This is a genomic window from Glutamicibacter sp. NPDC088483 (genome assembly GCF_044753145.1).
Taxonomy (GTDB): Bacteria; Actinomycetota; Actinomycetes; order Actinomycetales; family Micrococcaceae; genus Glutamicibacter.
The window spans coordinates 45,993-69,805 of sequence record NZ_JBIVMP010000008.1 but is presented as its reverse complement, the minus strand read 5'-3'; the positions used below and the strand labels follow the sequence as shown (position 1 = coordinate 69,805).

23 protein-coding genes are annotated in these 23,813 nt (G+C 58.1%); 7 read left to right on the top strand and 16 right to left on the bottom strand.

Features of this window, described 5'->3' with window-relative positions:
* Positions 1-22 precede the first annotated feature (22 nt).
* Positions 23-1,483: an MDR family MFS transporter gene (locus tag ACIP6G_RS16670; RefSeq protein ID WP_365945772.1), complete on the bottom strand. Its 1,461-nt coding sequence runs from the start codon at positions 1,481-1,483 to the stop codon at positions 23-25.
* 147 nt (positions 1,484-1,630) lie between these two features.
* Between ACIP6G_RS16670 and ACIP6G_RS16665 the strand changes: the two genes are divergently transcribed.
* The gene (locus ACIP6G_RS16665; protein ID WP_365945773.1) at positions 1,631-2,224 is read left to right on the top strand and encodes a TetR family transcriptional regulator; all 594 of its coding nucleotides are present in this window, start codon (positions 1,631-1,633) and stop codon (positions 2,222-2,224) included.
* 212 nt (positions 2,225-2,436) lie between these two features.
* Entirely contained in the window at positions 2,437-4,659 is a 2,223-nt protein-coding gene (locus ACIP6G_RS16660; RefSeq protein ID WP_365945774.1) for an NADP-dependent isocitrate dehydrogenase, read from the top strand.
* Positions 4,660-5,208: 549 nt separating this feature from the next.
* Here the strand turns inward: ACIP6G_RS16660 and ACIP6G_RS16655 are convergent.
* The 5 genes from ACIP6G_RS16655 to ACIP6G_RS16635 all read right to left on the bottom strand — a co-directional run bounded on the left by ACIP6G_RS16655 (position 5,209) and on the right by ACIP6G_RS16635 (position 11,169).
* On the bottom strand, positions 5,209-5,706 hold the full coding sequence (locus ACIP6G_RS16655; protein ID WP_365945775.1) for a hypothetical protein: 498 nt from the start codon (positions 5,704-5,706) through the stop codon (positions 5,209-5,211).
* A gap of 630 nt (positions 5,707-6,336) precedes the next feature.
* Positions 6,337-7,869, bottom strand: coding sequence for a dGTP triphosphohydrolase (locus ACIP6G_RS16650; RefSeq protein WP_365945776.1), 1,533 nt, complete (start codon positions 7,867-7,869; stop codon positions 6,337-6,339).
* Positions 7,870-8,012: 143 nt separating this feature from the next.
* Positions 8,013-8,954, bottom strand: coding sequence for an ornithine cyclodeaminase family protein (locus ACIP6G_RS16645; protein WP_400291378.1), 942 nt, complete (start codon positions 8,952-8,954; stop codon positions 8,013-8,015).
* Between the two features lie 29 nt (positions 8,955-8,983).
* Positions 8,984-10,369, bottom strand: coding sequence for a branched-chain amino acid transport system II carrier protein (gene brnQ, locus ACIP6G_RS16640; protein WP_400291376.1), 1,386 nt, complete (start codon positions 10,367-10,369; stop codon positions 8,984-8,986).
* Between the two features lie 125 nt (positions 10,370-10,494).
* Positions 10,495-11,169, bottom strand: coding sequence for a GntR family transcriptional regulator (locus tag ACIP6G_RS16635; RefSeq protein WP_400291374.1), 675 nt, complete (start codon positions 11,167-11,169; stop codon positions 10,495-10,497).
* Between the two features lie 179 nt (positions 11,170-11,348).
* Here ACIP6G_RS16635 and ACIP6G_RS16630 point away from each other — a divergent pair, with 179 nt between their 5' ends.
* Positions 11,349-12,566 (top strand): FAD-dependent oxidoreductase, encoded by a 1,218-nt coding sequence (locus ACIP6G_RS16630; protein ID WP_332731549.1) that lies wholly within the window; start codon positions 11,349-11,351, stop codon positions 12,564-12,566.
* Here ACIP6G_RS16630 and ACIP6G_RS16625 read toward each other — a convergent pair.
* Entirely contained in the window at positions 12,563-13,441 is an 879-nt protein-coding gene (locus ACIP6G_RS16625) for an NAD(P)-dependent oxidoreductase (RefSeq protein WP_400291372.1), read from the bottom strand. The genes ACIP6G_RS16630 and ACIP6G_RS16625 overlap by 4 nt on opposite strands.
* Before the next feature lie 177 nt (positions 13,442-13,618).
* Between ACIP6G_RS16625 and ACIP6G_RS16620 the strand changes: the two genes are divergently transcribed.
* Complete coding sequence (locus ACIP6G_RS16620; RefSeq protein ID WP_332489410.1) at positions 13,619-13,822, top strand: hypothetical protein; 204 nt, start codon at positions 13,619-13,621, stop codon at positions 13,820-13,822.
* A 43-nt stretch (positions 13,823-13,865) separates the two neighbouring features.
* Here ACIP6G_RS16620 and ACIP6G_RS16615 read toward each other — a convergent pair whose 3' ends face one another.
* Positions 13,866-14,435 (bottom strand): YdeI/OmpD-associated family protein, encoded by a 570-nt coding sequence (locus tag ACIP6G_RS16615; protein WP_332595448.1) that lies wholly within the window; start codon positions 14,433-14,435, stop codon positions 13,866-13,868.
* A 272-nt stretch (positions 14,436-14,707) separates the two neighbouring features.
* Here ACIP6G_RS16615 and ACIP6G_RS16610 point away from each other — a divergent pair, with 272 nt between their 5' ends.
* Positions 14,708-14,893 carry a hypothetical protein gene (locus ACIP6G_RS16610; protein WP_400291370.1) on the top strand — a complete coding sequence of 62 codons (186 nt, stop codon included), beginning with the start codon at positions 14,708-14,710 and terminating at the stop codon, positions 14,891-14,893.
* A 284-nt stretch (positions 14,894-15,177) separates the two neighbouring features.
* Complete coding sequence (locus ACIP6G_RS16605) at positions 15,178-15,528, top strand: hypothetical protein (RefSeq protein ID WP_400291368.1); 351 nt, start codon at positions 15,178-15,180, stop codon at positions 15,526-15,528.
* Between the two features lie 51 nt (positions 15,529-15,579).
* Here ACIP6G_RS16605 and ACIP6G_RS16600 read toward each other — a convergent pair whose 3' ends face one another.
* From ACIP6G_RS16600 to ACIP6G_RS16580, 5 genes are all read right to left on the bottom strand, one after another.
* The gene (locus ACIP6G_RS16600; RefSeq protein WP_400291366.1) at positions 15,580-16,041 is read right to left on the bottom strand and encodes a DUF4411 family protein; all 462 of its coding nucleotides are present in this window, start codon (positions 16,039-16,041) and stop codon (positions 15,580-15,582) included.
* On the bottom strand, positions 16,038-16,784 hold the full coding sequence (locus tag ACIP6G_RS16595; protein ID WP_400291364.1) for an ImmA/IrrE family metallo-endopeptidase: 747 nt from the start codon (positions 16,782-16,784) through the stop codon (positions 16,038-16,040). The genes ACIP6G_RS16600 and ACIP6G_RS16595 overlap by 4 nt, the downstream gene beginning before the upstream one ends.
* A 6-nt stretch (positions 16,785-16,790) precedes the next feature.
* Complete coding sequence (locus ACIP6G_RS16590; protein ID WP_400291362.1) at positions 16,791-17,165, bottom strand: helix-turn-helix domain-containing protein; 375 nt, start codon at positions 17,163-17,165, stop codon at positions 16,791-16,793.
* A gap of 567 nt (positions 17,166-17,732) precedes the next feature.
* Positions 17,733-18,440: a hypothetical protein gene (locus ACIP6G_RS16585; RefSeq protein ID WP_400291361.1), complete on the bottom strand. Its 708-nt coding sequence runs from the start codon at positions 18,438-18,440 to the stop codon at positions 17,733-17,735.
* A 46-nt stretch (positions 18,441-18,486) separates the two neighbouring features.
* Complete coding sequence (locus tag ACIP6G_RS16580) at positions 18,487-19,515, bottom strand: hypothetical protein (protein WP_400291359.1); 1,029 nt, start codon at positions 19,513-19,515, stop codon at positions 18,487-18,489.
* A gap of 594 nt (positions 19,516-20,109) precedes the next feature.
* Here ACIP6G_RS16580 and ACIP6G_RS16575 point away from each other — a divergent pair.
* Positions 20,110-21,051 carry an LPXTG cell wall anchor domain-containing protein gene (locus ACIP6G_RS16575; protein ID WP_400291357.1) on the top strand — a complete coding sequence of 314 codons (942 nt, stop codon included), beginning with the start codon at positions 20,110-20,112 and terminating at the stop codon, positions 21,049-21,051.
* Positions 21,052-21,127: 76 nt separating this feature from the next.
* Here ACIP6G_RS16575 and ACIP6G_RS16570 read toward each other — a convergent pair whose 3' ends face one another.
* Genes ACIP6G_RS16570 through ACIP6G_RS16560 form a run of 3 tightly spaced genes read right to left on the bottom strand, consistent with a single transcriptional unit; the run spans position 21,128 to position 23,715 of the window.
* Positions 21,128-21,676, bottom strand: a complete 549-nt coding sequence (locus tag ACIP6G_RS16570; RefSeq protein WP_400291355.1) for a flavin reductase family protein — start codon at positions 21,674-21,676, stop codon at positions 21,128-21,130.
* Positions 21,663-22,703 (bottom strand): methionine synthase, encoded by a 1,041-nt coding sequence (locus ACIP6G_RS16565; protein ID WP_400291353.1) that lies wholly within the window; start codon positions 22,701-22,703, stop codon positions 21,663-21,665. Before ACIP6G_RS16565 ends, ACIP6G_RS16570 begins: the two co-directional genes overlap by 14 nt.
* A gap of 19 nt (positions 22,704-22,722) precedes the next feature.
* Positions 22,723-23,715 carry a DUF1852 domain-containing protein gene (locus ACIP6G_RS16560; protein ID WP_400291351.1) on the bottom strand — a complete coding sequence of 331 codons (993 nt, stop codon included), beginning with the start codon at positions 23,713-23,715 and terminating at the stop codon, positions 22,723-22,725.
* Positions 23,716-23,813: the final 98 nt, after the last annotated feature.

Genomic DNA, 23,813 nt, shown 5'->3' with positions numbered 1-23,813 from the left:
CCAGCAACGCCGAAGTGGCGCCTCAGTGATTCGCGTGCGGCTTCTCGCCCTTGATCATGAAGGCGAAGACGATCCCGATCGTGGCCAGCACGGCGCCGACGATGAACGAGATATGCGCGCCAGAGAACAAGGCCTCGGCCAGCTCGGACCCGGCGTCCAGCTGGACCTTTGACAGCAGCGACATCACGGTCACGAAGACCGTGGTGCCGATGGCGCCGCCCAGCTGCTGCGCGGTATTGAAGATTGCCGAACCGTGGCCGAACAGGCGCGGATCCACCGAAGCCATCGCGGAGGACATCAAGCCGGTCATCAGCAGGGCCAGTCCGATGGAGAAGACGATGTGGCAGAGCATGAACATCCACAATTCGGTCTGCGCGGTGACAGTGGTGTACATCCACTGCCCGGCGGCCAGGAGCACGGCGCCGGGGATCAGCACCGGGCGCGGTCCGCGCTTGTCGTAGATCCGCCCGAAAATCGGCGAGGCGATGGCCTGGGCCAGCCCGCCGGGAAGCAGCATGATGCCGATCTGCAGCGAGTCGATGCCCTGCCCGGATTCCAGCAGGATCGGCACGATCATCAGCGAACCGAGCAGGGTGCCGAAGGCAATCATGATCATCGCGATCGCGAAGCTGAAGCTGCGCGAGGCAAACGGGGTCAGGTTCAGCAGTTCGCGGCCGCTGGCGGCCAGCTTGACCTGGCGGATGATGAACAGTGCCAGGGCCACCAAGCCGATGGCGAAGCTTGCGATCATCATCGTGGCGTTATCCGCGGCATGCTCGATGCTGGAAATGCCGTACACCAGGAACCCGAAGGCCAAGGCGGAAAGTAGCACCGAAGCGGAATCCACCTTGATCTTGCGTGCACTGGAAGGGATCTTGAAGAAGATGGCGCCCAGTACCAGGACCGCCACGGCGATCGGCAGCATCAGGATGAAGATGTAGTGCCAGCCCAATGCGTGCACGATGGCTCCCGAGGCGGTAGGCCCGATAGCCGGGCCGACGCCGATGACGATCGAGTTCAGGCCCATGATGGTGCCGCGCTGGTGGACGGGCACCAGCGTCAAGGTGGTGGTCATCAGCAAGGGCAGGACGATGGCCGTGCCAACGGCCTGGATAACGCGTGCCAGCAGCAAGAAGCCGAAGCTCGGCGCCAGCACCGCGATGACGGTGCCGAGGATGAAGCTGATGACGGCGAAGAAGAACAGCGACCGGTGCGCGAAGCGCTGCAGCAGGAAGCCGGTGGTGGGGATGACGACCGACAGGGTCAGCAGGAATCCGGTGGTGAGCCACTGGCCGGTGGACGCCGAAATGCCCATGTCCTGCATGATGCCGGGCAGCGCTACCGTGAGCACGGTCTCGTTCAGGATCATCATGAAAGCGGCCAGGGCCAGCGAGGCGATGATGCCTATCAGGGTTTTGGTGGAGAGTTGCCCGGCGGGCGCCGCGCTTGGCTTGGCGCTGGTTCTAGGGGGATTTGTAGTCACGAAGTCTTCTTCCTGTGGAGTGTCAACCGCTAAATACTGTCACACTCTGCCACTTTTTCGTAAGCGAATCTGTCAGACTGTGACAGGAAACAAATTTGGTGGACGAGGCCTGCGCAGTACAGGCAGTCCGGAGCATCGGAGAGCGCCATGGGGATTCGCGAGGAACGCAAAGAGGCAACGATCCAGTCCATCCGGGCAGCAACCCTGGAGCTGGTGGAACTCCAGGGCCTGGAGTCGGTGACCGTGGGGCAGATCGCTGCCCGGGCCGGCATTTCCGAGCGGACCTTCTTCCGCTACTGCGAATCCAGGGAAGCGGCCATGGTGCCGGCGCAGCATGAATTGATCCAGGCCGTGACCGAATGCCCCATCGCTGACGGATCCACGAGCGCGCAGATTTTTCGGCTGCTGGCCAACGAATGCCGCCGAATCCTTGTTGCCGAGATCCGCGGCAACGAATACCGGCGCATTTCCCGGTTGATTGCCACGGAGCCGAAGCTGCTATTGGCCATCACTCGGCAAGATCAAGCCTTCTGCGCTGCCACCTCGCAGGAGCTGCGCCGCCGCGGGCTGGTGCCGGCCATGCCCGCCTTGATGATTGGCGAAGCCTTGGCCGCCCTCTGGCGCGTGGCCTGGCAGAGCTTCGGCCAGGCGGAACGCGCCGGGGAGCCTGCAGATCCAGTTGAGCTCTTCGATGAGGCCATGGCGAATCTCGAAGCGCTGGCCAGCGGAAGAGCCGAATAGCGAATAACTCTGTTGAGTTATCGCTGATTAACTTAAATGTGACGAACTGCTTGCAGGCTGTCCAGCCCGGCATTTCGGTGAATAAACGGCGTTGCCGCGCGTATTTCCCGCTGCCGCAAAGTGTGGTGCAGAGCAAAATCAGGTAGATTTGGAACGTTGAGTTCAGGGCGGTAACACCGCTTCCGCACGACGTTCAGGGAGACGCCACACCTATGGCAAAGATTATTTACACCCACACCGACGAAGCCCCTATGCTGGCGACCCACTCGTTCCTGCCAATCGTGGAGGCCTTCGCCTCGACCGCGGGTGTGGAACTTGAGACCCGCGACATCTCGCTGGCTGGTCGCATCATCGCTACCTTCCCGGATTATGTCACCGAAGAGCAGCGCATCGGTGATGCTCTGGCAGAACTTGGCGACCTGGCCAAGACCCCGGATGCAAACATCATCAAGCTGCCGAACATCTCGGCTTCGATTCCGCAGCTGAAGGCTGCCATCGCCGAGCTGCAGGCTGCCGGCTACGCACTGCCTGACTACCCGGATAACCCGACCTCGGATGAAGAGACCGACGTCCGCGCACGCTACGACAAGATCAAGGGTTCGGCTGTGAACCCGGTCCTGCGCGAGGGCAACTCGGACCGCCGTGCACCACTGAGCGTGAAGAACTACGCTCGCAAGTACCCGCACTCCATGGGCGAGTGGGCCGCTGATTCGAAGACCAACGTGGCCACCATGGGCGTTGACGACTTCGCGGCCAACGAGAAGTCCGTAGTCATCGACGCGGACAAGAAGATCTCGATCCGCTTCGTCGGCGAAGACGGCGAAGTCAAGGTCCTGAAGAAGCCTTTCGACGTGCTGGCCGGCGAAGTCATCGACGGCACCGTCATGCACGCCGCGGCCCTGTCCGAGTTCCTGAAGAACTCCGTGGCCCGCGCCAAGGAAGAGGGCGTGCTGTTCTCGGCTCACCTGAAGGCCACCATGATGAAGGTCTCCGACCCGATCATCTTCGGCCACGTGGTGAAGGCCTACTTCTCCGAGCTGTTCGAAACCTACGGCGACGAGCTGGCAGCAGCCGGCCTGAACCCGAACAACGGCCTGGCAGCCATCCTCGGCGGCCTGGACGAGCTGTCCGACGAGGTGCGCGCCGGCGTCGAGAAGCTGATCGCCAAGGGCCTGGAAGAAGGCCCGGCAGTTGCCATGGTCGATTCCGACAAGGGCATCACCAACCTGCACGTTCCATCGGACGTGATTGTCGACGCTTCGATGCCGGCCATGATCCGCCTGGGCGGCAAGATGTGGGATGCCAAGGGCAACACCGCAGACACCCTGGCAGTGCTCCCGGATTCCTCCTACGCAGGCATCTACCAGGTGGCCATCGACGACTGCCGTGCCAACGGCGCGTTCGACCCGACCACCATGGGCACCGTGCCGAACGTCGGCCTGATGGCGCAGAAGGCCGAGGAATACGGCTCGCACGACAAGACCTTCGAAATCGCTGGCAACGGCCACGTGCAGATCGTCGACGAGAACGATGCAGTGCTCATCGAGCACCAGGTCTTCGCTGGCGACATCTGGCGCGCCTGCCAGACCAAGGATGTAGCCATCCGCGACTGGGTGAAGCTGGCAGTGAACCGCGCCCGCGCCTCCCAGACCCCGGCTGTCTTCTGGCTCGATGAGATCCGCGCCCATGACGCAGTGCTGATCACCAAGGTCAACGAGTACCTCAAGGAGCACGACACCGAGGGCCTGACCATCGAGATCCTGTCCCCGGTCGAAGCGACCCAGTACTCGATCGACCGCATCCGCAAGGGCGAGGACACCATCTCGGTGACCGGCAACGTGCTGCGCGACTACCTGACCGACCTGTTCCCGATCCTGGAACTGGGCACTTCGGCCAAGATGCTCTCGATCGTTCCGCTGCTGGCTGGCGGCGGCCTGTTCGAGACCGGTGCCGGCGGCTCGGCTCCGAAGCACGTGCAGCAGCTGGTGAACGAGAACCACCTGCGCTGGGATTCGCTGGGCGAGTTCATGGCCCTGGGTGCTTCCTTCGAGCACCTGGCAGTGACTACCAACAACGCCCGCGCCCAGGTGCTGGCCGATACCCTCGACGCTGCAACCGGCACCTTCCTGTTGGAAGACAAGTCGCCTAAGCGCAAGGTGGGCGAGCTGGATAACCGCGGCAGCCACTTCTACCTGGCCAAGTTCTGGGCTGAAGAGCTGTCAAAGCAGGACAAGGACGCAGAACTGGCCGAGGCCTTCTCCGCAGTTGCCAAGGCACTGGGCGAGAATGAAGAAGCCATCGTTGCCGAGCTGGCCGAGGTGCAGGGCAAGGCTGTCGAGCTGGGTGGCTACTACCGCCCAGACGAAGCCAAGACCGCAGCGGCCATGCGCCCAAGCGCAACCCTGAACAAGGCTCTTGAACTGCTGACCAAGTAGTCCTTGCAGCCAATCAGCTGGCCTCAATCCTCAGTGAGGATTGGGGCCAGCTGCTTCAACCTGTGGAACCGTTTCAACTATTCGACTGCCCGGGTACCTTGAAAATGATAATAATTTCGGGACGCGAGCTTCTTATGGCCTTTTCCAGGATGGAGGCTACCACCCGGAGGTCATGTCCCGGATTCTTGATCATTTTCCCGTTAGGGTGCCGAAACTCGCGGTAGTCGATGATGACCAGCTTTTCCCGTTCTCGGGGATTTGCCCGGCTTTCCGCGCATCATAGATTTTCCGCTGTACTCTGCGTGGCATACCAGTCGAGGTGGTCCTTGAATCGAAGAACGGTACTGGCTCAGTGTGCTGTTTTTCGTGGCATTCAACAACCGGATCATGGTCATCTCAGAGCTCGTCGACCGGCAGCTTCTTCCAGGTTTGGTTTTTCAACGACGGATCACCTAGGAGCCATGGAAGGGACTTCTGGTTCTCGCTGGTGGAGCCAAATGCATGCATAGCTCAAGCAGATGGAGCAGACCTGGATGCCGAGCTTCTATCCTAGTCTGCGTTCTCAGGCGCGTAGGCAGGAGGATGCGGAAAGCGCTGTTCGCTTCCCCAGCCGATTTCCCAACCTTCCGTGTCGTCGAAGTAATCGGCGTACGCTACCGGCAAATCGGTGAGCTGGTTGACCCGAGCTGCCAATTGCGCATACCACTGAACGTATTCGCGATTGCCGGTGTCCTCCATGCTTGAACGCTGTAGCGATGGCATGCCAATGAGGATGGCTTCTGCAACGTTGACATGGCTGACGTCGTGGGGGAACTGGATTTTCTGGTTGAACACATTTTCATCGGCCGTCGAGTAGAGGCAACTTTCCCGGGCCAGGAAAGGCCCGCCGAATCGATCATCGGCGCGCCACTCCGTCACGTTGAAGACGGCAATTCTCCAGGCAGTTCCTGAAGCGTTGATTCCCGGGAGAATTCTCAACCCGCGATAGCCCAGGCTGTGGAGAAGCCGAACAGCTTCGATAATTCTGACAGCCAATTGTGAATCCATGGTCAGGCCTGATGTTCCTCAACAGTAGATGGACGCTTGCAAGTACATGCTCCCACGGGCCACCGACTCATTGGCACGGACTGAAAAGGCTCTTCGCCGATCATGCGCGGAGACCAGTTTGCAGGGCAATTGGGCCCGTGGCCTCCGGTGCGGCTCATGCACCGCTCAACGCCACGCCTTTGGCGCGTAAGCGTTGCCCGGCGTGCAGGAGCACGTCGTCATAATCTGTCACGCTCCGGGCGGGGCGCATGCCGCAGCGACGGTATTTCTGGTCCAAATACGGGCAATGAGAAACGTGGCGTAAAGGGGCGATTTACATTGTGTTAAAGGTTTCTCACAATGCCGAAAATCGCTTTGACTAGGGATATTTTGCGCTAATGTACTAAGTGCCGGAACGGGAATTCCGACCCGGAACGAAACAGCAATCCAACTGATTAGAACGAGGTATTTTGATGTTGAGCGATCTTCTTGCAACCCTGGTGGAACTCATCCGAAGCCTGGGCCTCTAACCCCTGAGCGCAACTTTCGAGTTGGTGACATTGGCCGTTGCTCATGTGGGCGAGCAACGGCCAATGGCTCGTTAATCGGACTAGCGATTTTGCCGCGGGCAGGTGCGCGAGAGGCCGTTGACTAGAGCCCGCGGCCGGCTTCCCAGAGATTGTCCGAGGTGCCGGTTAGCAGCGAATTCAACGAGACGGCTTGGGCATCGGTGAAGGAAGCAATGTAATCGACGATGGCCCGGGCCTGGCCCAGCCGTTGGATCTCTTGCGGGCCGGACTGCGAGAACAGCTCCGGGGTGCTCTCGCGCAATTGGCGGTATTCCTCGGTGGTAGCTTCCACCGAGTCCAGCAACCGTCGCGGTGCGCGCCCTGCATCCTCCGGATCATTGAGCCAGGTGTTGAAGCCTTCTGCCAGGGAACGGATAATTCGCGTTTGCCCACGCTGGTATACCGCCAGGTCTGAACGGTCCAAGACGAAGCGGGCATGGACGAACTTGAGTACTACGACGTCATGCCATGCTTCATCGCTCAAGCGGATATGGCCGCTGCGCACATTAGGCGTGCGTTCAACGGTGATCGATTCCTGCAACCGGTCAATCCATCGCCGAGTGAAGGCGGTAACCGCACGGTCCGCCTGCAGGCCGCCGTCGTAGGGAACTGCGAGCAAGCCATCGACGAGGTCATGGCCGACCCGTTGCACCGAGGCGCGGAATGCGTCTGGATTGGCAATCCAAGGATCCTTCGCCAGGACATGGCGCCACGTAATTTCCAGCGCGTGGCCCGGCTGCCGCTGGTCCAGCTCTGGGGCCTTCAGGGCTTGGAAGCGGACAGACTGATCCAGCCACGCTCGCAGTTCAGCGGAGACGCTGGTGTATTGCAATATGCCAGCGCGATAGAAATCATCGAGGTCATGAACCGCGTAGGCGATATCGTCTGCGATATCCATAACCGAGCTTTCCAGCGTCTGCTGGTATTTTCCGATGCCCGGGAAGACCGACAGGACGTCGTCCATTTCCTCAGCCTCGATATCGTAGGCTGAATACTTCATGGCGCCAGCAGCCGGATTCGCGCCGACGCCACGGGGGAGCAGCTCCGGGGCGACCGGGGCCTGGCTGCGCCATTCATTGCGCGTCCAGGGATATTTGAGTACAGCCGCGCGAACCGCGCGAGTCAGGTTCATGCCGCGCGGTGTGGCATCGCAGCTATCGAGGGCGGTGAGGATCCGGAAGGTCTGTGCATTGCCTTCGAATCCGTCGGGAAGCCCCAAGGTATCGCGGGCGACCCGGTCGAGTTCCTGCTCTCCCAGATGCCCGAAAGGCGGGTGGCCCAGATCGTGGGCGGCTGCCGCTGCTTGGACAACTACCGGGTCGCACCCTCCTAAGTCGGAGATTAGTCGCCTAGTAGGTTCGTCACGCCTTCGGAGGCCGATGGCGATGGAACGGGCCACCGCCGAAACCTTCAGCGAATGGGTCAATCGGTTGTGGACCAGGGTGCCTGAACCCGCCTGGGGAATCACCTGCGTCACCGAGGACAGCCGGGAGAAGTACGGGGAGAAGCGGATGCGCTCAATGTCTACGCGGAACTCATCTTCACCGGTGCGATTCCGTTCGGCGATCGCGCGGTCGCGGCCGCCGGTCTGATGTGTCTGTGCTCTAGTTTCCATCGTATGAACTAGCCTAGGCGATCGAGCAAGAGAAGCCACGCGAATTGGTGCAACTTCGTTTCGGGGCGACGAACGTCCAGTGCCGTGGCAGTTGCGCATGCATGCGCAACTGCCACGGCACTGGAATCCCTGTTCGCTGTCGCCTAGTTGGTGAAGTGCTCGTGAACGCCGACAGCAACCACCAGATCTTGCCAGGACATCCCAGTGCCCTTGAAGATATTAGGCCGATCATCACACCGGGTGAATTGGCCTTGCACCAGCTTGGCGATGGTGGCTAGGTTACCGGCCAGCAAAGTGCCTTCAGCGATGGCTTGAATGACATCGCCAGCTTCACGCAGAGCTGTAGCGATATCTTCTACCACTACCAATGAGCGGCCAACCAATTCACCATCGAGCTCGCGCGACTCGGGCACATGTGAACCCATCGCGATAACGCATGCTCCTGGCTGGACAAGCGATCCGTCGAACAACGGCTCGCTTGCACTTGTCGCGCACACCACGAGTTGAGCGTTGGCAACGTCGCCAGGATCCCCAGCTCTGGCAGCCAGTCCAAAAGCATTGGCCTTCGCCACCAAGGCATCGACTCGTTCGCGATTGCGGGCCGAGATGATGACCTCGGTGATTTCCCTGATTTCCGACATGGCTTCTATATGTCCCCAAGCTTGCGGCCCGGTCCCGAAGACCATGAGCGTGCATGGGCCTGACGGGGCCAAGTGCTTAGCTGCTACGGCCGAAGTTGCTGGTGTGCGCAAAGCCGTGAGCATCGCGCCCTCAAGCAATGCCTGGGTGGACAACGTCTCGGCGTCCATCAGAATGTAGTTCGCCTGGATTCGGGGCAACCCCTTGCCCGGGTTATCTGGGGCAACGGTGGCTACTTTAATGCCCGACCATTCGCCGATGGTCGAGGGCATAAGCAGCATTTCGCCGCTTCCGGCAGCGATGCCTGTGCGATCAGGATCTGTCGCTGGATCGAAGCCGTCCCGCAAGGCGTTTTCTAGAAGTTCGCGCGCGCGGTCAGGACTGACAGCTTCCGCAACTTGCTCGGATGTGTACCAGACAGGTGAAACTTGCTTAGTGAGGTTCATGGATGCTCGTTTCTGTTGTTTTGACAACGTCAGGATTTTGACACAGCTTGTTGCGGTTCGCTCGCAGTGTTCCGCTGAGCTTCTGGATACTCACGCTTTGGTTCTGCGCGAAGCCGAGCGACCAGGTAGCCAAGAAGGCCGCCTGCGAAGGCCGGGATAATCCAACCGCCGCCTTGGGCGAACATCGGGATGAAAGCCAAGGCGTTGTTGAGGCCGTCAACAAAAAGACCTGCGGATTTGATTGCATCGAATAGGCCGATCAGTCCCGCGCCCAAGATCGCGCCGATGTATACGGACTGGTATCCGGAAAAGAACCGGTTGAGCATTACAAGGAGAATCAAGGTAATTGACAGCGGATACAGGAACATCAGCAGCGGAATAGCGGTTTCCAAAACGGTTTCCAGTCCGAAGTTGGTGAATAGCAACCCGGCCAGGCCGAAGATATATACCCAGCGCCGGTAACTAGCCCATGGAGTGATGTTGCTGAAATATTCAGATACGGAAGACAGACAGGCGATGTTCGTGGTGATGCCGGTCAAGAGAACAATGACGCCCATGGCAATGACGCCGCCGGTCCCCAGCAGATAGCGGGAAGACTCGGCCAGTACTGCGCCGCCGTTGTCGAAGCGTCCGATAGCTTCAACGCTGGTTGCGCCGATCCAAGCCATCGAAATATGCAATAAGGACAGGCCGATGACGGTGATCACGCCGGCTTTGATGAAGACCTTGGTGATAGCACGGGGCTCAGTAATCCCGATGGCTTTTATGGATTGGATGAAGACGCCACCGAATACGAGCGCTGCTAGCGCGTCCATGGTGAAGTAGCCTTCGGTGAAACCTTTGAGGAATGTGCTGGAAAGGTACGGTTCAATAGGATCTTGCGGGGCGCCCATCGGCGTGAGGAATGACTTGCCGATAATGATGAGCAGCAGCACGGAGAAAACGGGAGTAATCAATTTTCCCAGACGCGCCACCAGCTTTCCCATGTCGAGGGAGAGGAAGATCGTCAACGCGGTAAATGCGGCCGAGAAGGCAAGCAGCATCCAGCGGGCGCCGTCGTCTGATAAGTCAAGGTGCGGCTTGAGAGCGATCTCGTACACCACGGAACCTGTCCGGGGGATTACGTACAAAGGGCCGAGCGCCAGGAACAAGAGCGCGCAAAAGCCTCTGGAAAACCAGGGATGCACGCGGTCCGAAAGCGGCTCAACTCGACCGCCGGCCTTAGCCAAAACGATGATCGCCAGAAGCACCAGGCCGACACCAGTCAGGAGGAAGGCGCTCATGGGCACCAAGGAAGACTTGCCGGCTTGCTGCCCGACCAACGGGGCGAAGATGATGTTGCCGGCGCCTAGGAACATCGCAAATAGCGTCAGGCCGATAACAAGCATTTGAGGTGCTGAAATCTTTGTTTTCATTCGAGTCCTCGAGATTGTTGGGGATCGGGATATCCGATGTCCAAGACGCAACTGTAGCGTGCATCACTTCTATGTTATATATTACACAAAACGTGATTCGAGTCCAATGGCGGGTTCGGCACTTTCTAAGTAGCTTGAGGTTCGGGGCGGTCGGCCCAAATGCCGCGGCTGTGCGCGAGGTGGCGGGTCATTAGTTCGGCGGACAGATCGCCGTCACCTGTGGCAATGGCTGCCAGGATCTCCAAGTGCTCTTCGGCGGATTCCGTGAGGTCACCATGATCAGCCATTTTCTGCAGGCCCTGCATGCGAGCTTGGTCGCGTAGCTGATCGACGGTCTGCACCAGGCGATGGTTTCCAAGGGTCTCCAAGAGCGCCTTGTGGAACTTGCGGTCGCTGTCCAGGAATCTGCGGACGTCGCCTTCGCGGGCCGCGAGAATGATGTCAGCAGCCAGCGTCTTGAATGGCTCCGGATCGGTGCCATGGAAATTTTCGGCGACTTCGCGCATCGCTGGAACTTCCAGCATGGTGCGGAGCTTGAAAATCTCGTCCAGATCTTGCTCGGTCAGGACCGGTACGCGGAATCCCTTGTTGCGGATGACTTCCACAATTCCCAGGTTTGCCAGATCCATGACAGCTTCGCGGACCGGGGTAATTGACACCCCTAGTTCGGCGGCAACTTTGACAACGCTTTCCACATTTCCCGGTTGGATTTGCCCCATGACAATCGAGGTGCGAATTGCGTTTCGGGCCTGTTCGCGCAGGCTGATCGCCCTCAAGGGAGTGTGATTGCTCGTAGTCATATCTACTTGTTTACCACGTTCGAGCAAACCCTCATGGCAGTGTGCCCGCCTGGCGGGAAATGTGGCTGTATCCGCAGGCAGGATACTCACTAAGGTGTAAGGTATAACACAATACTGATGGGTGCTGGCGTGATGATTTAACCATCTAGCCAGCAAGGAAACGTAGCGCAGGAGCAAGAATGAGCCTAGAACGAGCTGACGTCGCAGTTATTGGTGCCGGAATAATCGGCGCAGGAATTGCCAGCCGGCTGAGCCGAGACGGGCTGGATGTGGTGGTTATTGATCCCGCGCCGGGACGCGGTTCATCCCTGGGCAATGCAGGACTCATCGTCCCGAGCTATTCGACTCCGATGTCCACTCCAGGGAACTTGTGGGAGGGCATTAAAACTTTCGGCAGCCAGCATGCCCCGGTGACGTTTGCGAAGCCATTGGGGTTCGAATCATTGAAGTTCTTGGCCAGCTTTGCAATGAACTGCAGGCCGGGACGTGTCAAAAGGGATACAGCGAAGCTCCATGGCCTGGCGACACTGAGCCAGAAACGATACCAGCAGCTGAGAGAAGACGGATTGGATCTCGGCATGCAAGAGCAAGGCTGGTTGTGGCTATCCACGGATGAGGGCAATGCCGAACGCCTGCATGCGGATGCCGAGCGCATGCGTGCGGCTGGTGCGACCTGCGATGTTGTGAATCGAGAGCAAATCGTTGATCTGCAGGCCGGGGTAGAAGATGGAGTTGCCAGCGGGATCTGGTTCTCCAACGAAGGTTTCCTGGATCCTGAAGAAGCCGCAAGGCGTTGGTTGCAAGATGCCATTGACCATGGAGCCCAGGTCGTAGGTGCGAAGGTCATCGACCACGAAGCTACCGGATCCAACCTGCACACCTTGATCACTGATTCCGGGAGGGTCTCGGCGCGACACGTTGTTTTGGCAACGGGAGCCTCCAGCCGTGAAACCGGCAAGGCCTTGGGAGTCAGTGTGCCAGTTGAGCCTGGATACGGCTGGTCGGTGACTCTGGAAGATCAGGACCGCTTGGTTAGTCGTGCCTTGATGGGGATGGAAGATCATGTGGTTATCAGTCCAATGCCTGGACGTGTGCGAATTACGGGCGGAATGCGTTTTGGCGGCATGAGCAATGCAGTTCCAGCTGATTCGGATATTTCAGCCCTGCGCCAGGGCGCGGAAGCATTGCTGCCAGAGCTTAGGCATTTGCCGGAACTTAGCCGTTGGCAGGGCGCCCGGCCGATGACTGCAAGCGGCGTGCCGATCATCGGGCAACGCAAATACGAGAACCTGACAGTAGCCGCGGGGCATGGACCCCTCGGCGTTACCCTGGCTCCGGTTACCGTCGACAAGGTTCATGAAATTGTCGAGCATTCCTTGGCAGCAAGCAGGGCCTAGCCAAGGTTGCGGCGAACAATGTTGTGCGGTGCCGAACCGGTGGATAGCAGCTGAACTTGCTGCGTCGCCAAATCCGACACCAACCGCATGAATTCCGAGGTATCACCAGCCATATGCGGCGTAATGATGCAGTTCGGCGCGGTCCACAACGGATGGCCCGTGGGCAACGGCTCGGGATCGGTCACATCCAGAGCCGCGCGCAGGCGTCCCGAGCGCAGCTCGTCGAGCAGATCTGTGGTGTTCACAATAGGGCCGCGGCCGACATTCACCAGCAGTGCGCCGTCGCGCATGCGCTGGAGGAATCCTGCATCAATAAGGCCTTGGGTCTGGGGTGTATGCGGCAGAGTGCAGATGACGACATCGGCTTCAGGCAGGAGCTCAGCTGCATCGCGCAGGGCGACGACATTGGTGCCATCATCCAGGATTCGCGGGGAACTGGCGACTCCGGTGATTCTGGCTGGTTTGAAGGCTTTGAGCCGTTCAATAGTGGCTGTGCCAACACCGCCCACTCCGAGCACCACGACATTGGAGCCGAAAAGCGAGGAAGTCCACAAGCGAGGCCACTCCTGCTCTTTCTGCGAGGCCATGGCCGCAGGGAGCTCGCGCAATGCGGCCAGTACGAGGGCGAGGCAGTGCTCAGCGGTGGAGTCTTCCACTGCGCCGCGGGAATTCGACAAGACTGCTTCGCCGGGGAGATGCTCCAGCACCCACTCGTAGCCGAGGGATAGCAGATGCACGTGCTTGAGCCCCGGGATTCTGCTGACTCGCGAGCGATGCGCAGGATCCAGCGGCCGCTCGGTAACGAGCACATCAGCTGCTGGAGGCTCGCCATCATTGATATTCCACAAGACGGTTTCGACCCCGGGAATCTGCATGCTGTCGACCAAGCTTTGCCACGGAACTAATACACGCAAACCATGAATCCAATCGTGAGATGAGATATTGCCGGGGTTGCCCGGGCATTGAATTCCACGGTACCAAGGCCCCCGCGAAAATGATCAGTTCCCGAAACCATTTTCCCCAGAGCTCAGTCCTGCGTCTAAACTGGCGATATGACTCAGAGCGTGAAGAAAACCCGGCAGGCCGGACTAGGAATGACTACAGGAGCAATGTTCATTGCCTGGACCTTGGGCCTTGTCGGAGTAGTCATGCTGATTCTTGGAGGGGCCACTGCGGCCGCGCTAGTCATTCTTGCGGCAGCCATTTTGCAAGCAGGCGCCATGATCGCCGAAGCGATATACCGCTCCAGAAGCTAGCGCTCAGTGGCATCGTCCGCGTAGTACTGTACCGGACCAAGGATCAGGCTTCTGGACCCTGCTCAAGTTCTGCAACGAATCGGGCCAAGCGGGCAGTCCTCGTTTTCTCCGTTCGGGCAATCATCAGCTGATGCAGGATGTGATAGCGCGGTTGGGATTTCAAGGCCGCAAAATTCGTGGCCGCCACGGTCGAACGATCCAGCGCTTCTTGCAGATCCGGAGGAACCTGGGCGGTGGCCTGGCCTTGGTAGGCACGCTCCCACCGTCCATCTTCCTTGGCCTTCTGGATTTCCGCGAAGCCTCGTGGCCGCATGCGTCCTTGATCAATTAATTCCTGGGCGAATTCAGTGTTCTTCTGGGACCAGACAGAGTTCTTCCGGCGGGGAGTGTAGCGCTGGAGGAAGGTCGTCTCGTCGCGTTTGCGGCGGATGGCATCGATCCATCCGCTGCAGAGCGCCTCGGGCAATGCTTGTGCGACAGCGAGCGAGGTGGGGGAAGTCGTTCCCTTCTTTGCCACTACCAGCCAAACGCCATCGCTGGTTTCTTCGTGTTCGTCGAGCCAAGCGCGCCAAGCGGTGACATCAGGAAGAATCAATGCATCTTGTGGATCCATGGAACCTATCCTGCACCTCGTTGCCCATAGTTGCTAGAGCTTGGACTCGCCGTCGGGATGATGCCTGCCATTGCTTGCCCGATGGACGGCGGGACGTGTCCGGAGCCCGTGGAGCAATTTCCTGCTCCGGTACATCATGAAATGACACGCCACGGATCATGGCGAAGGGCACGGTCAGCCGTCGGCGGGCCAAAGCGATGAGGGCTCGACTGCTGCATTTTTCCAGCACCAGTTTGTCCCCGCAGTCCTGGTCATCGCCAAGCTCAGCGTCAATGCCGCGCATCTACACGCAGGCCGACGTAGAGCGGTATGCGAAGGCGTGGTGGGCGCGCATCCAGTCCCACAGTGCGTTGACTGCGGCGGTGACTCCGGCACGCGACGAGTACGTTGCCCGGTGGGCTGATGCATCGGAAAGCGATGACGGCCAGGCCCTCGACGAGCTGCGCACATTCAAGTAGGACTGCGGCCCGTTCGTGCGCTTGTACGACTTCATGTCCCAGGTCGTCGACTACGGCACCAGCGACCTGGAAAAGCTCGCGGAGTTCCTGCGCCAGCTTATAAGGCTGTTGCCATCCGACGATGTCTCTGCCTCGGTGAACGTTTCCGGGCTCGAACTGCGCAAGGTCCGCCAGATCGACAGGGGCAAGGCGGACATCGGCCTGTCCGGCGAGCTGGACACTCCGGTGCTCCGTGGATCACCGGCGTCGGTTCGCATGTCTCTAGGCAGGATCCGCAGCAGGAATTGCTCTCGGACATCGTGGCCAGGATCAACGCGCCGTTCGGTGCGGAGTTCGCCGATCCACAGATCCAGGGCTTCGTGGTCGCCGCGGCTGGCATGGCGGAGGATGATCCGCGCATCGGCGAGAAGATCGACCACAACGCGCTCGACCAGTTCATGGCGTCGCCGGAACTGCGGGAGATCCTGACGGATGCGGCAGTGCTCAACGAAGGAGCTTTCGGGAAGCTCACCGGTGCGCTGACCGGCGAGAACGACCGCGCGGATGAATTCATCCGGCTTAGAGGCCGCTATCTCTATCAAACTCGTCGTTCGAGAACTGAGAATTCTGAAGATGAGGGGAACGAGGGATCATGAGTCGACCGCAGCGAGCAGGCTGACTCACTTACAGCCTGACCGAGAGGGACCTTAGAATGTCCAACCCTCGCGGCGCACATAATCGAAGAACTTTAGGACTTCCACGCCGTGCTCAGCCGCGACGTTGGGAATCTTGAGATTCTTCTCAGATGTGTTGGGCCCTTTCCTGCGCTCTTCGGTGACCAGCAACGAGCGCTCGACTTTCGCATGGGCGATCACGAATGGATCGGCCTCGTTGAGCTGGCCTTGTACCCATCCTGGATGCGCGTTAGCGATCTCCGCTACCATGTTGAGTTCGTCTTCAGAAATTGCGCAGACGAAGTCGGGAAGTTCCTTGGCCCACTTGTGGAGGGCGTCACCACTGCGATTGACCTCCCGGTGGACGGCCTCGCAAATGCAGCTGTCTCCGTTGGTTGCTGATACCTCGATACTCTCCCAGATACTAGGGAAGATGTCGCGCGGATACACCCGCTGCAGATTGATGAGGATGTTGCTGTCGAGGGTGTAGGTCACTCCGCACCCCCAGTTCTGTAGTATTCGGTCAAGAGCTGTTCGACCATTGGAACGCGCGCATTGAGGAGATAAGTGGCATCCATCATGTCTACCCGTCGGTCCTCGATTGCATGAGCAACGGCGCCAATGTAAGAAGAGCCGAGATCTCGATAGCGGAGTCGCCATGGTGGCACAATACTGCCAGACTTCTTTCTCAACTCTCGCACTTTGCTCCACTCAGCGTCACTGCGCAACCGGATCGCGGCTAAGCCTTCGTCATCGATGATGTTGAGGGTCCGAAGACGTACGGCGGCGGCAAGCGGACTGACCTTGAAGACCGACGCTAGGTGTCCAGACAGTTCATACGGATCGTCGATCGGGCGCAACTGTCGGCGAACAGAGTTTTCGGGCATTAAGAAATTGGCCGCGAAGCTGTTTGCCAACGCCTCCTCGTTGATGTTTTCTTTGAGTACACAGAGGCCGCTGGTGCGGTTCGCAAGGTGCGCGAGCTCGTGAAACAAGGTGAATGTGCGACCGGAAGCGCTGTCCCCACCGTTGATCAGGATGACAGGCAACCTGTCATGATGGATGGACAATCCGCGGAAGGTCCCCAACGCGATCTTCGTGGTCTGGAACACGAGGATGTTCCTGGCCTCGATTAGTCCGCGCCAGAAGTTGAAGACCTGGTTGATCTGGGACTCGGTAGGGACGAAGGTGTCAAGGAGACCGAACTGTCGACGCACGTCGGCGGCCTGGTCTTTCAAGTTTTCCTAAGACAAGGGTCGCAGCTCCAACTTCTCACCGTGAGTGGTCGCCAGATCGAGCATAGCGTCTCTATGCTGCTCGGCCCGGCGCATCTCTCGGGCGAGGTCCGCCGGCAGCTCGTCGTGTAGGCGACCTCGGAAGTCGGCCGTATCGGGTACGTCAGGCTCCGCCGGGGCCGGGGCGAAGAAGAATCCAAGTGGGCGATCAAGTTTGCTTGCCATCAGGGTAAGCTGTCGGAAGGTAGGAAGACTCTCGCCTGCTTCGAATTCCATGACCCGTTCAGTCTTGACCCCTACAGCCTTTGCGAGGTCTTCCTGCGTCACGCGTCCGAGTTCGCGTGCCCAGTTCAACGTGTCACCATTAATCGGGGCGCGGGCCATGAGCACTCACCTCCGTTCATGACCAGTATGCTTTAAAGTTGGTCTATTTCGACTTATGTCAGTTAATCCTAAGGCGGGACCATCCTTTAAAAGGAAATATGACTCTCGTTTCGGTCCGAGGTTTAGCGCCGGATCCGCGTGTGGGACCGACCGCGGCTTCCCTTCGGAATGTGCGTCGTTCGGCTGCTGTAGTTATCCCACTATTTCGCGCCGATGATCGAGCATGGGACTAAAGGTATGCCAACCGGACTGTACCCGACGCTTGTAGGTCGCAGAAGCATGGGGCGGCCGAGAGTTGGCCGGATCGTGTAGCGAGTGCGTAGCACGTGTAGCACGTTCTTGTTTCGTAATTCAACGATGGTGCCCGTCCTCGTCTCCTGCATGCCTTCTGCGACCAGATGGCAGCACTTGACCAAAACGGGATCATGTCATGCTGTCGATCGCCGCTCGTCTTGGGCCGCATCGCCGATGGTGAGCCTTGAAAGTTAGAGTGTAATCATGTTGAGGTTAGGAGCGTGCCAGTAACTTTCGCTCTTTCCAACGTCGGTCTCTGCTGCTGCCGGTGCCTTACTGGCGACCGACGGAACGAGGATGAACTTCGAACCCGAACTGCGTCCCCGACTCGCCGAGCGCGTGGTTCCTGCCGGCAACGGCGATCATTTCCCACAGGCGTTCGATGGAAAGTGCGATTCGTTCATGGAGCGAACGATGGAAGGAATCCCACAGTTCATTGTCCGATACGGAATTCATGGCCTCATTGAATAAGTCCTTGATCTCCGGTTCGAGCATCACGGCGTCTTCGATGCGCTGCCAGTGTTCTTCGGGACTTTCCCACACCTGCGGCGAGTCCCCAAGAACATCCAGATAGTAAAAGCGACCACTTTGCCCGTATCTGCCCAGCGCCGCGATCAAAGGCTTGACTACGAAATCGTCCTCAACTGAGGAGAGCAGACCACGAACATATTCGGACTTATCCGCTGTTAGTTTCCTGAGTTCGTCGAAGACGGCATCATGCATGTCTACGAGGTTGTGCCCGTGCGATTTCATCTGCGCCTTTGTTGGCCATTTGCCATCGCGTTCCAGGTCGACTAGCCCCAACGTCAGCTTGTATAGCTTTTCCACGCCGATGGAAAGCATGGTGAAGATGGGATCTCGTGTGGTTTCGACGAACGCTGCGGTTCGCATCGCCCGTATCCCGTAGGCCAATAGATTGCGAGTTGAATTCATTTCAGAGATCAACGCGAAAGTCTGATCGCGGTTGAGATTTTCTATCATGAGAGTCCCCTTTTTGTTTTCGGATGGGTAGTTAAGGAGGAATAGATTACACGTAGATCGCTATCGGGATCACTTTGAACGAAGCCCCGTCGATGCGCGCAGAGAGGCCAAGGTCGAAGGCCATTGCTCCAGTGATCTTCGCTTTCTTGAGACCTTGATCCGCCTGCTCCATCAGTTCGTCCACCAGTGTTTCAAAGCTTTCAACAGGAACAGAGCTGAGGAGCTTGTTACGCTCAAGGGTGGGACGGTCGTGTTCGACTGACTCCGCGACCTTGCCCAAAACAGTAAAGCGCCCGTCGAGGATCCGATCGGTGTCCTCGACGGTGAAATAGGCAGCATCGCACATAGTTATCGCCGTGACTTGGTAGTTCTCCGAGCCGAGATTGCCAAAGAACTCACGTGTTCCATCGCTACGGAAGTCCTTCCGAATCGCCCTGGTTACGGATGCCGCAAACTCGGCCTGGGCATCGGCCCGGAATCCAGTTTCGGCGAAGTAGGCCTGCTGCGCATCGAAGTCGCCCCACTTCTCAAAAGCTTTCAGCGCCTTCTGCTTTGCTTGGAAGCGAACGACGGATGCTATGAGTTCTGGCGAAAGTACATCAAGGAACGCTGACATCTGATCTGGCTTGAACTCAGTAGTGTATTCAACGAGATCACCAACTTTCAGAGTCTCCGCGTCGGACAGAGTTGCGACCGTGTGAAGCAACCCGAAATGACGCAACGACTCGCGAACGACATGCAGATAGTATGCCTGGGTGTATTCCCAGACTGAGCGGCGGTTCTGAGTCGAGGCCTGTGCCTCGATAACCTCTTCACCTGCGGACATTCTCGCAGTGAGACCCAATTTCGACCCGAGCCAACCGATGTTTCCTGTGCCTTCCGCCGAACCGTCAACAGTGGTTGTCTCCGTTGCGGTATTGGTTCCGCCGCCTTCAGTCGTATCCTCTTTTACCAGCGGGGCTCGATAAATCTGCTGAAGTATGCCGCTGACATGATCGGGATTCTGATAGACCGTGACTGTGGGAGCTGACTGTTGTTGATTGAACGCGGTGTCCTGAGTCTTTCGGGTGGCCATTCTCTCCCTCTTTCTGAATATTGCTTTTCAGTATATGAATGAGAGGGGACAGTTTAGTTCGAAGGTGAATTCCAGGCACTTTGCGTGAGATCAACGAGCACTTCTGCTGTTCAGAAAATTCGAATACAGGTATACCAAAGAATCATTAGCGGAATTGAGCTTAATTCATAACCTCGTTTAATGAGGTTCCTCAGGCTCGCAGGCAACGAGTTTTACGTGAAAAAATTTCTTGGTGAATCTTCGGGCAATGAGCTAGATTTAGCCTAATCATCAATTCATCGGCGCAGGACAGAGCGACTTTAGCAATCATTGCTATTTTATTCTGTTGTGAGGTTCTTGCGCCGATTCGCACTCTTTGAAGCAGGATAATTGAAAACCAAATTAGGCGCGGCGGCAATGTCGACGGCACTGATCACGGGATTGGTGCTTAGCGGCCCGGCAGCAAATGCAGAAGTGATTTCGGATGAGGTCATCTCAACGCCAGTGGAATCGTCAACGTCAGCGGACGCGCAGGCGGAGCCAGTTGCGTCGCAGTCTCCCGTAGCGGACGTCGTTGAATCCGAGGAAAGCATCCTTCCAGCTGAGCCAGAGACGATGCTCGATGCCGACGAATCCAATGAGACAGAAACGTCGGAACCTGCCATTGACCCCGCAACCGCGTCCTCGGCTGCTCCAACTGCTGTTTCCGATGTGGCCGAAGAATCAAAACCCGCGGTGACGGAATCAGCTGCTTCGTCAGAACCTGAAGCTACACCTGAGCTCACTGCTGAAGTTGTTGAGTCGGTCAAGGCCACCGAAACATCATCGGACGTTGCCGTCCAAGACGAAGACCCTCGCTGGGCCCAAATTGACGCGCTGATGCCCGAAAGTAGTGAGGACTGGGACGAAGCCCAGTGGGAAGCTTTCGATCAGACCGAAGCCGGGCAGGAGATGAACCGACTTCTTGATGAATTGCTTGCTGAAGATATCATCTGGTACGAAGAATTCGACCTTTCTGATGAAGAGCTGGCTTTCTGGCAGTCCATTAACGAGCTTATTCCTGAGGAAAGTTTCGACTGGGACAAAGCCCAGTGGGAAGAATATTTCCAATCCGACAACGGGCTCGAGCTGATTGACTTGATTCTGCCTTTCATGATGGAAGGCATTGAAAGCGATGAAGACGCCGCGGAGATCCAAGCATTCCTCGAAGAGGTTTTTGCTAACGACCCCGAACTGCGAGCGTATTACCTTGAAATGTACTTCGGCATCCAGCCGGAGACTGAAGGCGAAGGTTCGGGAGATCCAGAAACCGAAGAGGAAACAACTCCATCCGAAGATAAGTCTCCAACGGCTGCCGCCGAAATCAAGCCAGCAGGTGAAATTAGCAAGGCTCCTGCAGTCGAGAAACAGTCCATCACGAAGGCTGCCGGTTCCACCGCGCCAGAACTGGCAAACACCGGTTTTGACGGCTTCGCCGCTGCAGGGCTAGGACTTCTCATGGCCCTCGCTGGTGCGGTATTTGTGGCCCGTGGACGCAGGAAGTCCGCCAAGCACTAACTCGCTGCAGCACAAGACCGTCAGTGCAGTCTGAGGCTGTTCGACCGGTGTCCCAAGGGGCAGCGGCCGGACAGCTTCAACTGGTTACCTGCGAGTTTTCATCCAAGCGGTGCCAGGCGCGATTATGGTAAACCAGTCCATTGCCGGGTTGACCGGGTTCGCTATCGCGGTCAACGTGCGACTCAAAGGCGCGCGCGACAAAAACTGTGGATGTTCCTGCCTGAACCCGCTCGATGACCGCGCAACGAACCCAGGCCCGGACGCCATCAAATACCGGTTCGCCGGTGCTCAGCCTTGACCACGTTTGCTTCTGTGCGAAGCGATCGATCCCACTGGTTGCTCCCAATTTAGCCACCTCGATGTCTTGTGCATCCAAGCTGTGAACGACAAGAGATGTTGCGCGGGTGAGCACTTTGGCCGCCGAGGACAGCGCAGAAATCGAGAAGACGAGCAATGGCGGATCAACGCTGATCGAAGCCACGGACGTTGCCGTGAGGGCAACTGGTCCGTCGCCGGCATCGGCGGTTATCAGGCTGACGCCACCGGGATGCCCGCGGAAGATTGCTTTGAAATCATCTGCGGGCAACGATGGTGTCGCCGATTCTGTCACTTCAGACGCGGGCACCAACAAGCTCCTCGCGCAGGATGCCAGCCCCTGCGCTGAGCGCGCTGAGCTTGGCCAGGGCAACATCGCGACGGAATGGAGCCATGCCGCAGTTGGTGCTGGCGATCAGCTTGTCCGCATCCACAAATTCCAGTGCATTGCGCAGAGTCTGCGCTACTTCGTCCGCTGTCTCCACAGCGTCATTGGCCACGTCGATAGCTCCGAGCATCACTCGCTTGCCGCGGACCAATTCGACGACCTCCAGCGGGACATTCGAATGGTGGGATTCCAGCGAAACGGTATCGATGGAGGAAGCCTGCAACAGTGGGAAGGACTTCTCATAGTGGCGCCACTGAGCGCCGAGGGTGGCTTTCCAATCATTGTTCGCCTTGATGCCGTAGCCAAAACAGATGTGGACTACGGTCTCGGCTTTAAGTCCCTGGCAGGCACGCTCCAAAGCTGCGATGCCCCAGTCGGCCACCTCATCGAAAAAGACGTTGAAGGCAGGCTCATCGAACTGGATGACGTCCACTCCAGAGGCTTCCAGTTCGCGAGCTTCCTGGTTCAGGATGGTCGCAAACTCCCAGGCCAGCTTCTCGCGGCTGCGGTAGTGCGCATCGTACAACGTATCAACCATGGTCATCGGGCCAGGCAGGGTCCACTTGATCTGACGGTCGGTCAGCGTGCGCAGGAACTGCGCGTCCTGAACGAATACCGGCTTTTCACGTTCAACGGCACCGACCACGGTGGGGACACTGGCATCATAGCGGTTGCGGATGCGCACGGTCTCGCGCTTCTCGAAGTCGACACCGCTCAGGTGCTCGATGAATGTGGTGACAAAGTGCTGGCGCGACTGCTCGCCGTCGGAAATGATGTCGATGCCGCGCTGGGTCTGTTCAAGCACTGCTGCGCGCATGGCATCTTGCTGGCCCTCGCGCACTTGCGCGCTTTCAAGCTTCCAGGGGGACCAAAGTTTTTCAGGCTCGGCAAGCCATGAAGGTTTGGGCAGACTGCCGACAATAGACGTGGGGATAAGCGGGGAAGTCATAGAAGAATCTTTCGGAATATCAGGCGACAGGAGTCGGGTAGGAGGAAGACCACTGATCGAGCAGTTCCCGATTCGGAATAATGAAATGCTCTTCGGCGAACTTCCCTTGGGTCTTGCCTAGCTGGGTTCGTTCTTCGCGGTCATAAAAAACGCGGGTAGGGGAGAAGTCCTGGGCGCCGAGACTCGGGTGGTACACGGCAGGCGCTCCCGAGTTGGCATTGTAGATTTCCGGGCGGTAGATCTTCTGGAAGGTCTCCATGGTGCTGATCAGGCTGATCAGCTGCAGATTGGTGTAGTCGTTGAGCAGGTCACCGCGGAAGTAGAACGCCAGCGGTGCCACGGCACCTGGCGGCATGAAGTAGCGGACGCTCAAGCCCATTTTCCCGAAGTACGCATCGGTCAATGAATTTTCGTCCTGCTGGTATTCCAAACCGAGCACTGGGTGGCTGTTGCCGGTGCGGAAATAGGTCTTGGAAGTCGAGACGCTGATGCAGATCACCGGTAGCTGCTCAAAACGCTGACCATAGGCCTGCGAGCTAAGGAAGTGCTGGAAAAGTTGCCCGTGGAGATCGCCAAAATCTTCGGGAAGAACTGGGGTGCCGGCGCCACGACTCTGCGCAGGAAGCACCACACTGAAGTCATAGTCGCGGACGTACGACGAAAAATTATTGCCGACTATTCCCTGGGTTCGAGTGCCTAGGAGTTTATCCACGATCGTGGTTTCAAGGACTTCTAAAAGGGGAAATTTCTGGTCGTTATTATCGGCAGTGAAATGCACGTTGGCAGAAATGATTTCCAATTCCAGCGCATATCGGTCTCCTTGGGGATTGTCCCAGTGAGCCAAGGAATTGAAGCGGCGGTTGATCATTGTTAGAGCATTGTTCAGGTTCTCTGCGCGGCGCTCTCCACGCGCCAAATTGGCGAAGTTCGTGGTGGTGCGCGAATTTGCTGACGGGGTGTAATTCTCGTCGAATTTAGTGGTGCTAATGCTGAAGGTCAACGCGTCTGCCATGATGGCCAATCTGTTTCTTTGGGGGCCGTGGTGGGCCGAGGGGAAGTCGATGCGTCAATCATGCAGGGTGATTCTTGATATCGGGTAACTCGATATAA

Coding starts and splice junctions, on each gene's coding strand:
- ACIP6G_RS16665 (WP_365945773.1), top strand. CDS start 1,631: ATGGGGATTCGCGAGGAACGCAAAGAGGCAACGATCCAGTCCATCCGG.
- ACIP6G_RS16660 (WP_365945774.1), top strand. CDS start 2,437: ATGGCAAAGATTATTTACACCCACACCGACGAAGCCCCTATGCTGGCG.
- ACIP6G_RS16655 (WP_365945775.1), bottom strand. CDS start 5,706: ATGGATTCACAATTGGCTGTCAGAATTATCGAAGCTGTTCGGCTTCTC.
- ACIP6G_RS16650 (WP_365945776.1), bottom strand. CDS start 7,869: ATGGAAACTAGAGCACAGACACATCAGACCGGCGGCCGCGACCGCGCG.
- ACIP6G_RS16645 (WP_400291378.1), bottom strand. CDS start 8,954: ATGAACCTCACTAAGCAAGTTTCACCTGTCTGGTACACATCCGAGCAA.
- brnQ (WP_400291376.1), bottom strand. CDS start 10,369: ATGAAAACAAAGATTTCAGCACCTCAAATGCTTGTTATCGGCCTGACG.
- ACIP6G_RS16635 (WP_400291374.1), bottom strand. CDS start 11,169: ATGACTACGAGCAATCACACTCCCTTGAGGGCGATCAGCCTGCGCGAA.
- ACIP6G_RS16630 (WP_332731549.1), top strand. CDS start 11,349: ATGAGCCTAGAACGAGCTGACGTCGCAGTTATTGGTGCCGGAATAATC.
- ACIP6G_RS16625 (WP_400291372.1), bottom strand. CDS start 13,441: ATGCAGATTCCCGGGGTCGAAACCGTCTTGTGGAATATCAATGATGGC.
- ACIP6G_RS16620 (WP_332489410.1), top strand. CDS start 13,619: ATGACTCAGAGCGTGAAGAAAACCCGGCAGGCCGGACTAGGAATGACT.
- ACIP6G_RS16615 (WP_332595448.1), bottom strand. CDS start 14,435: ATGGATCCACAAGATGCATTGATTCTTCCTGATGTCACCGCTTGGCGC.
- ACIP6G_RS16610 (WP_400291370.1), top strand. CDS start 14,708: ATGCCGCGCATCTACACGCAGGCCGACGTAGAGCGGTATGCGAAGGCG.
- ACIP6G_RS16590 (WP_400291362.1), bottom strand. CDS start 17,165: ATGGCCCGCGCCCCGATTAATGGTGACACGTTGAACTGGGCACGCGAA.
- ACIP6G_RS16585 (WP_400291361.1), bottom strand. CDS start 18,440: ATGATAGAAAATCTCAACCGCGATCAGACTTTCGCGTTGATCTCTGAA.
- ACIP6G_RS16580 (WP_400291359.1), bottom strand. CDS start 19,515: ATGGCCACCCGAAAGACTCAGGACACCGCGTTCAATCAACAACAGTCA.
- ACIP6G_RS16575 (WP_400291357.1), top strand. CDS start 20,110: ATGCTCGATGCCGACGAATCCAATGAGACAGAAACGTCGGAACCTGCC.
- ACIP6G_RS16565 (WP_400291353.1), bottom strand. CDS start 22,703: ATGACTTCCCCGCTTATCCCCACGTCTATTGTCGGCAGTCTGCCCAAA.
- ACIP6G_RS16560 (WP_400291351.1), bottom strand. CDS start 23,715: ATGGCAGACGCGTTGACCTTCAGCATTAGCACCACTAAATTCGACGAG.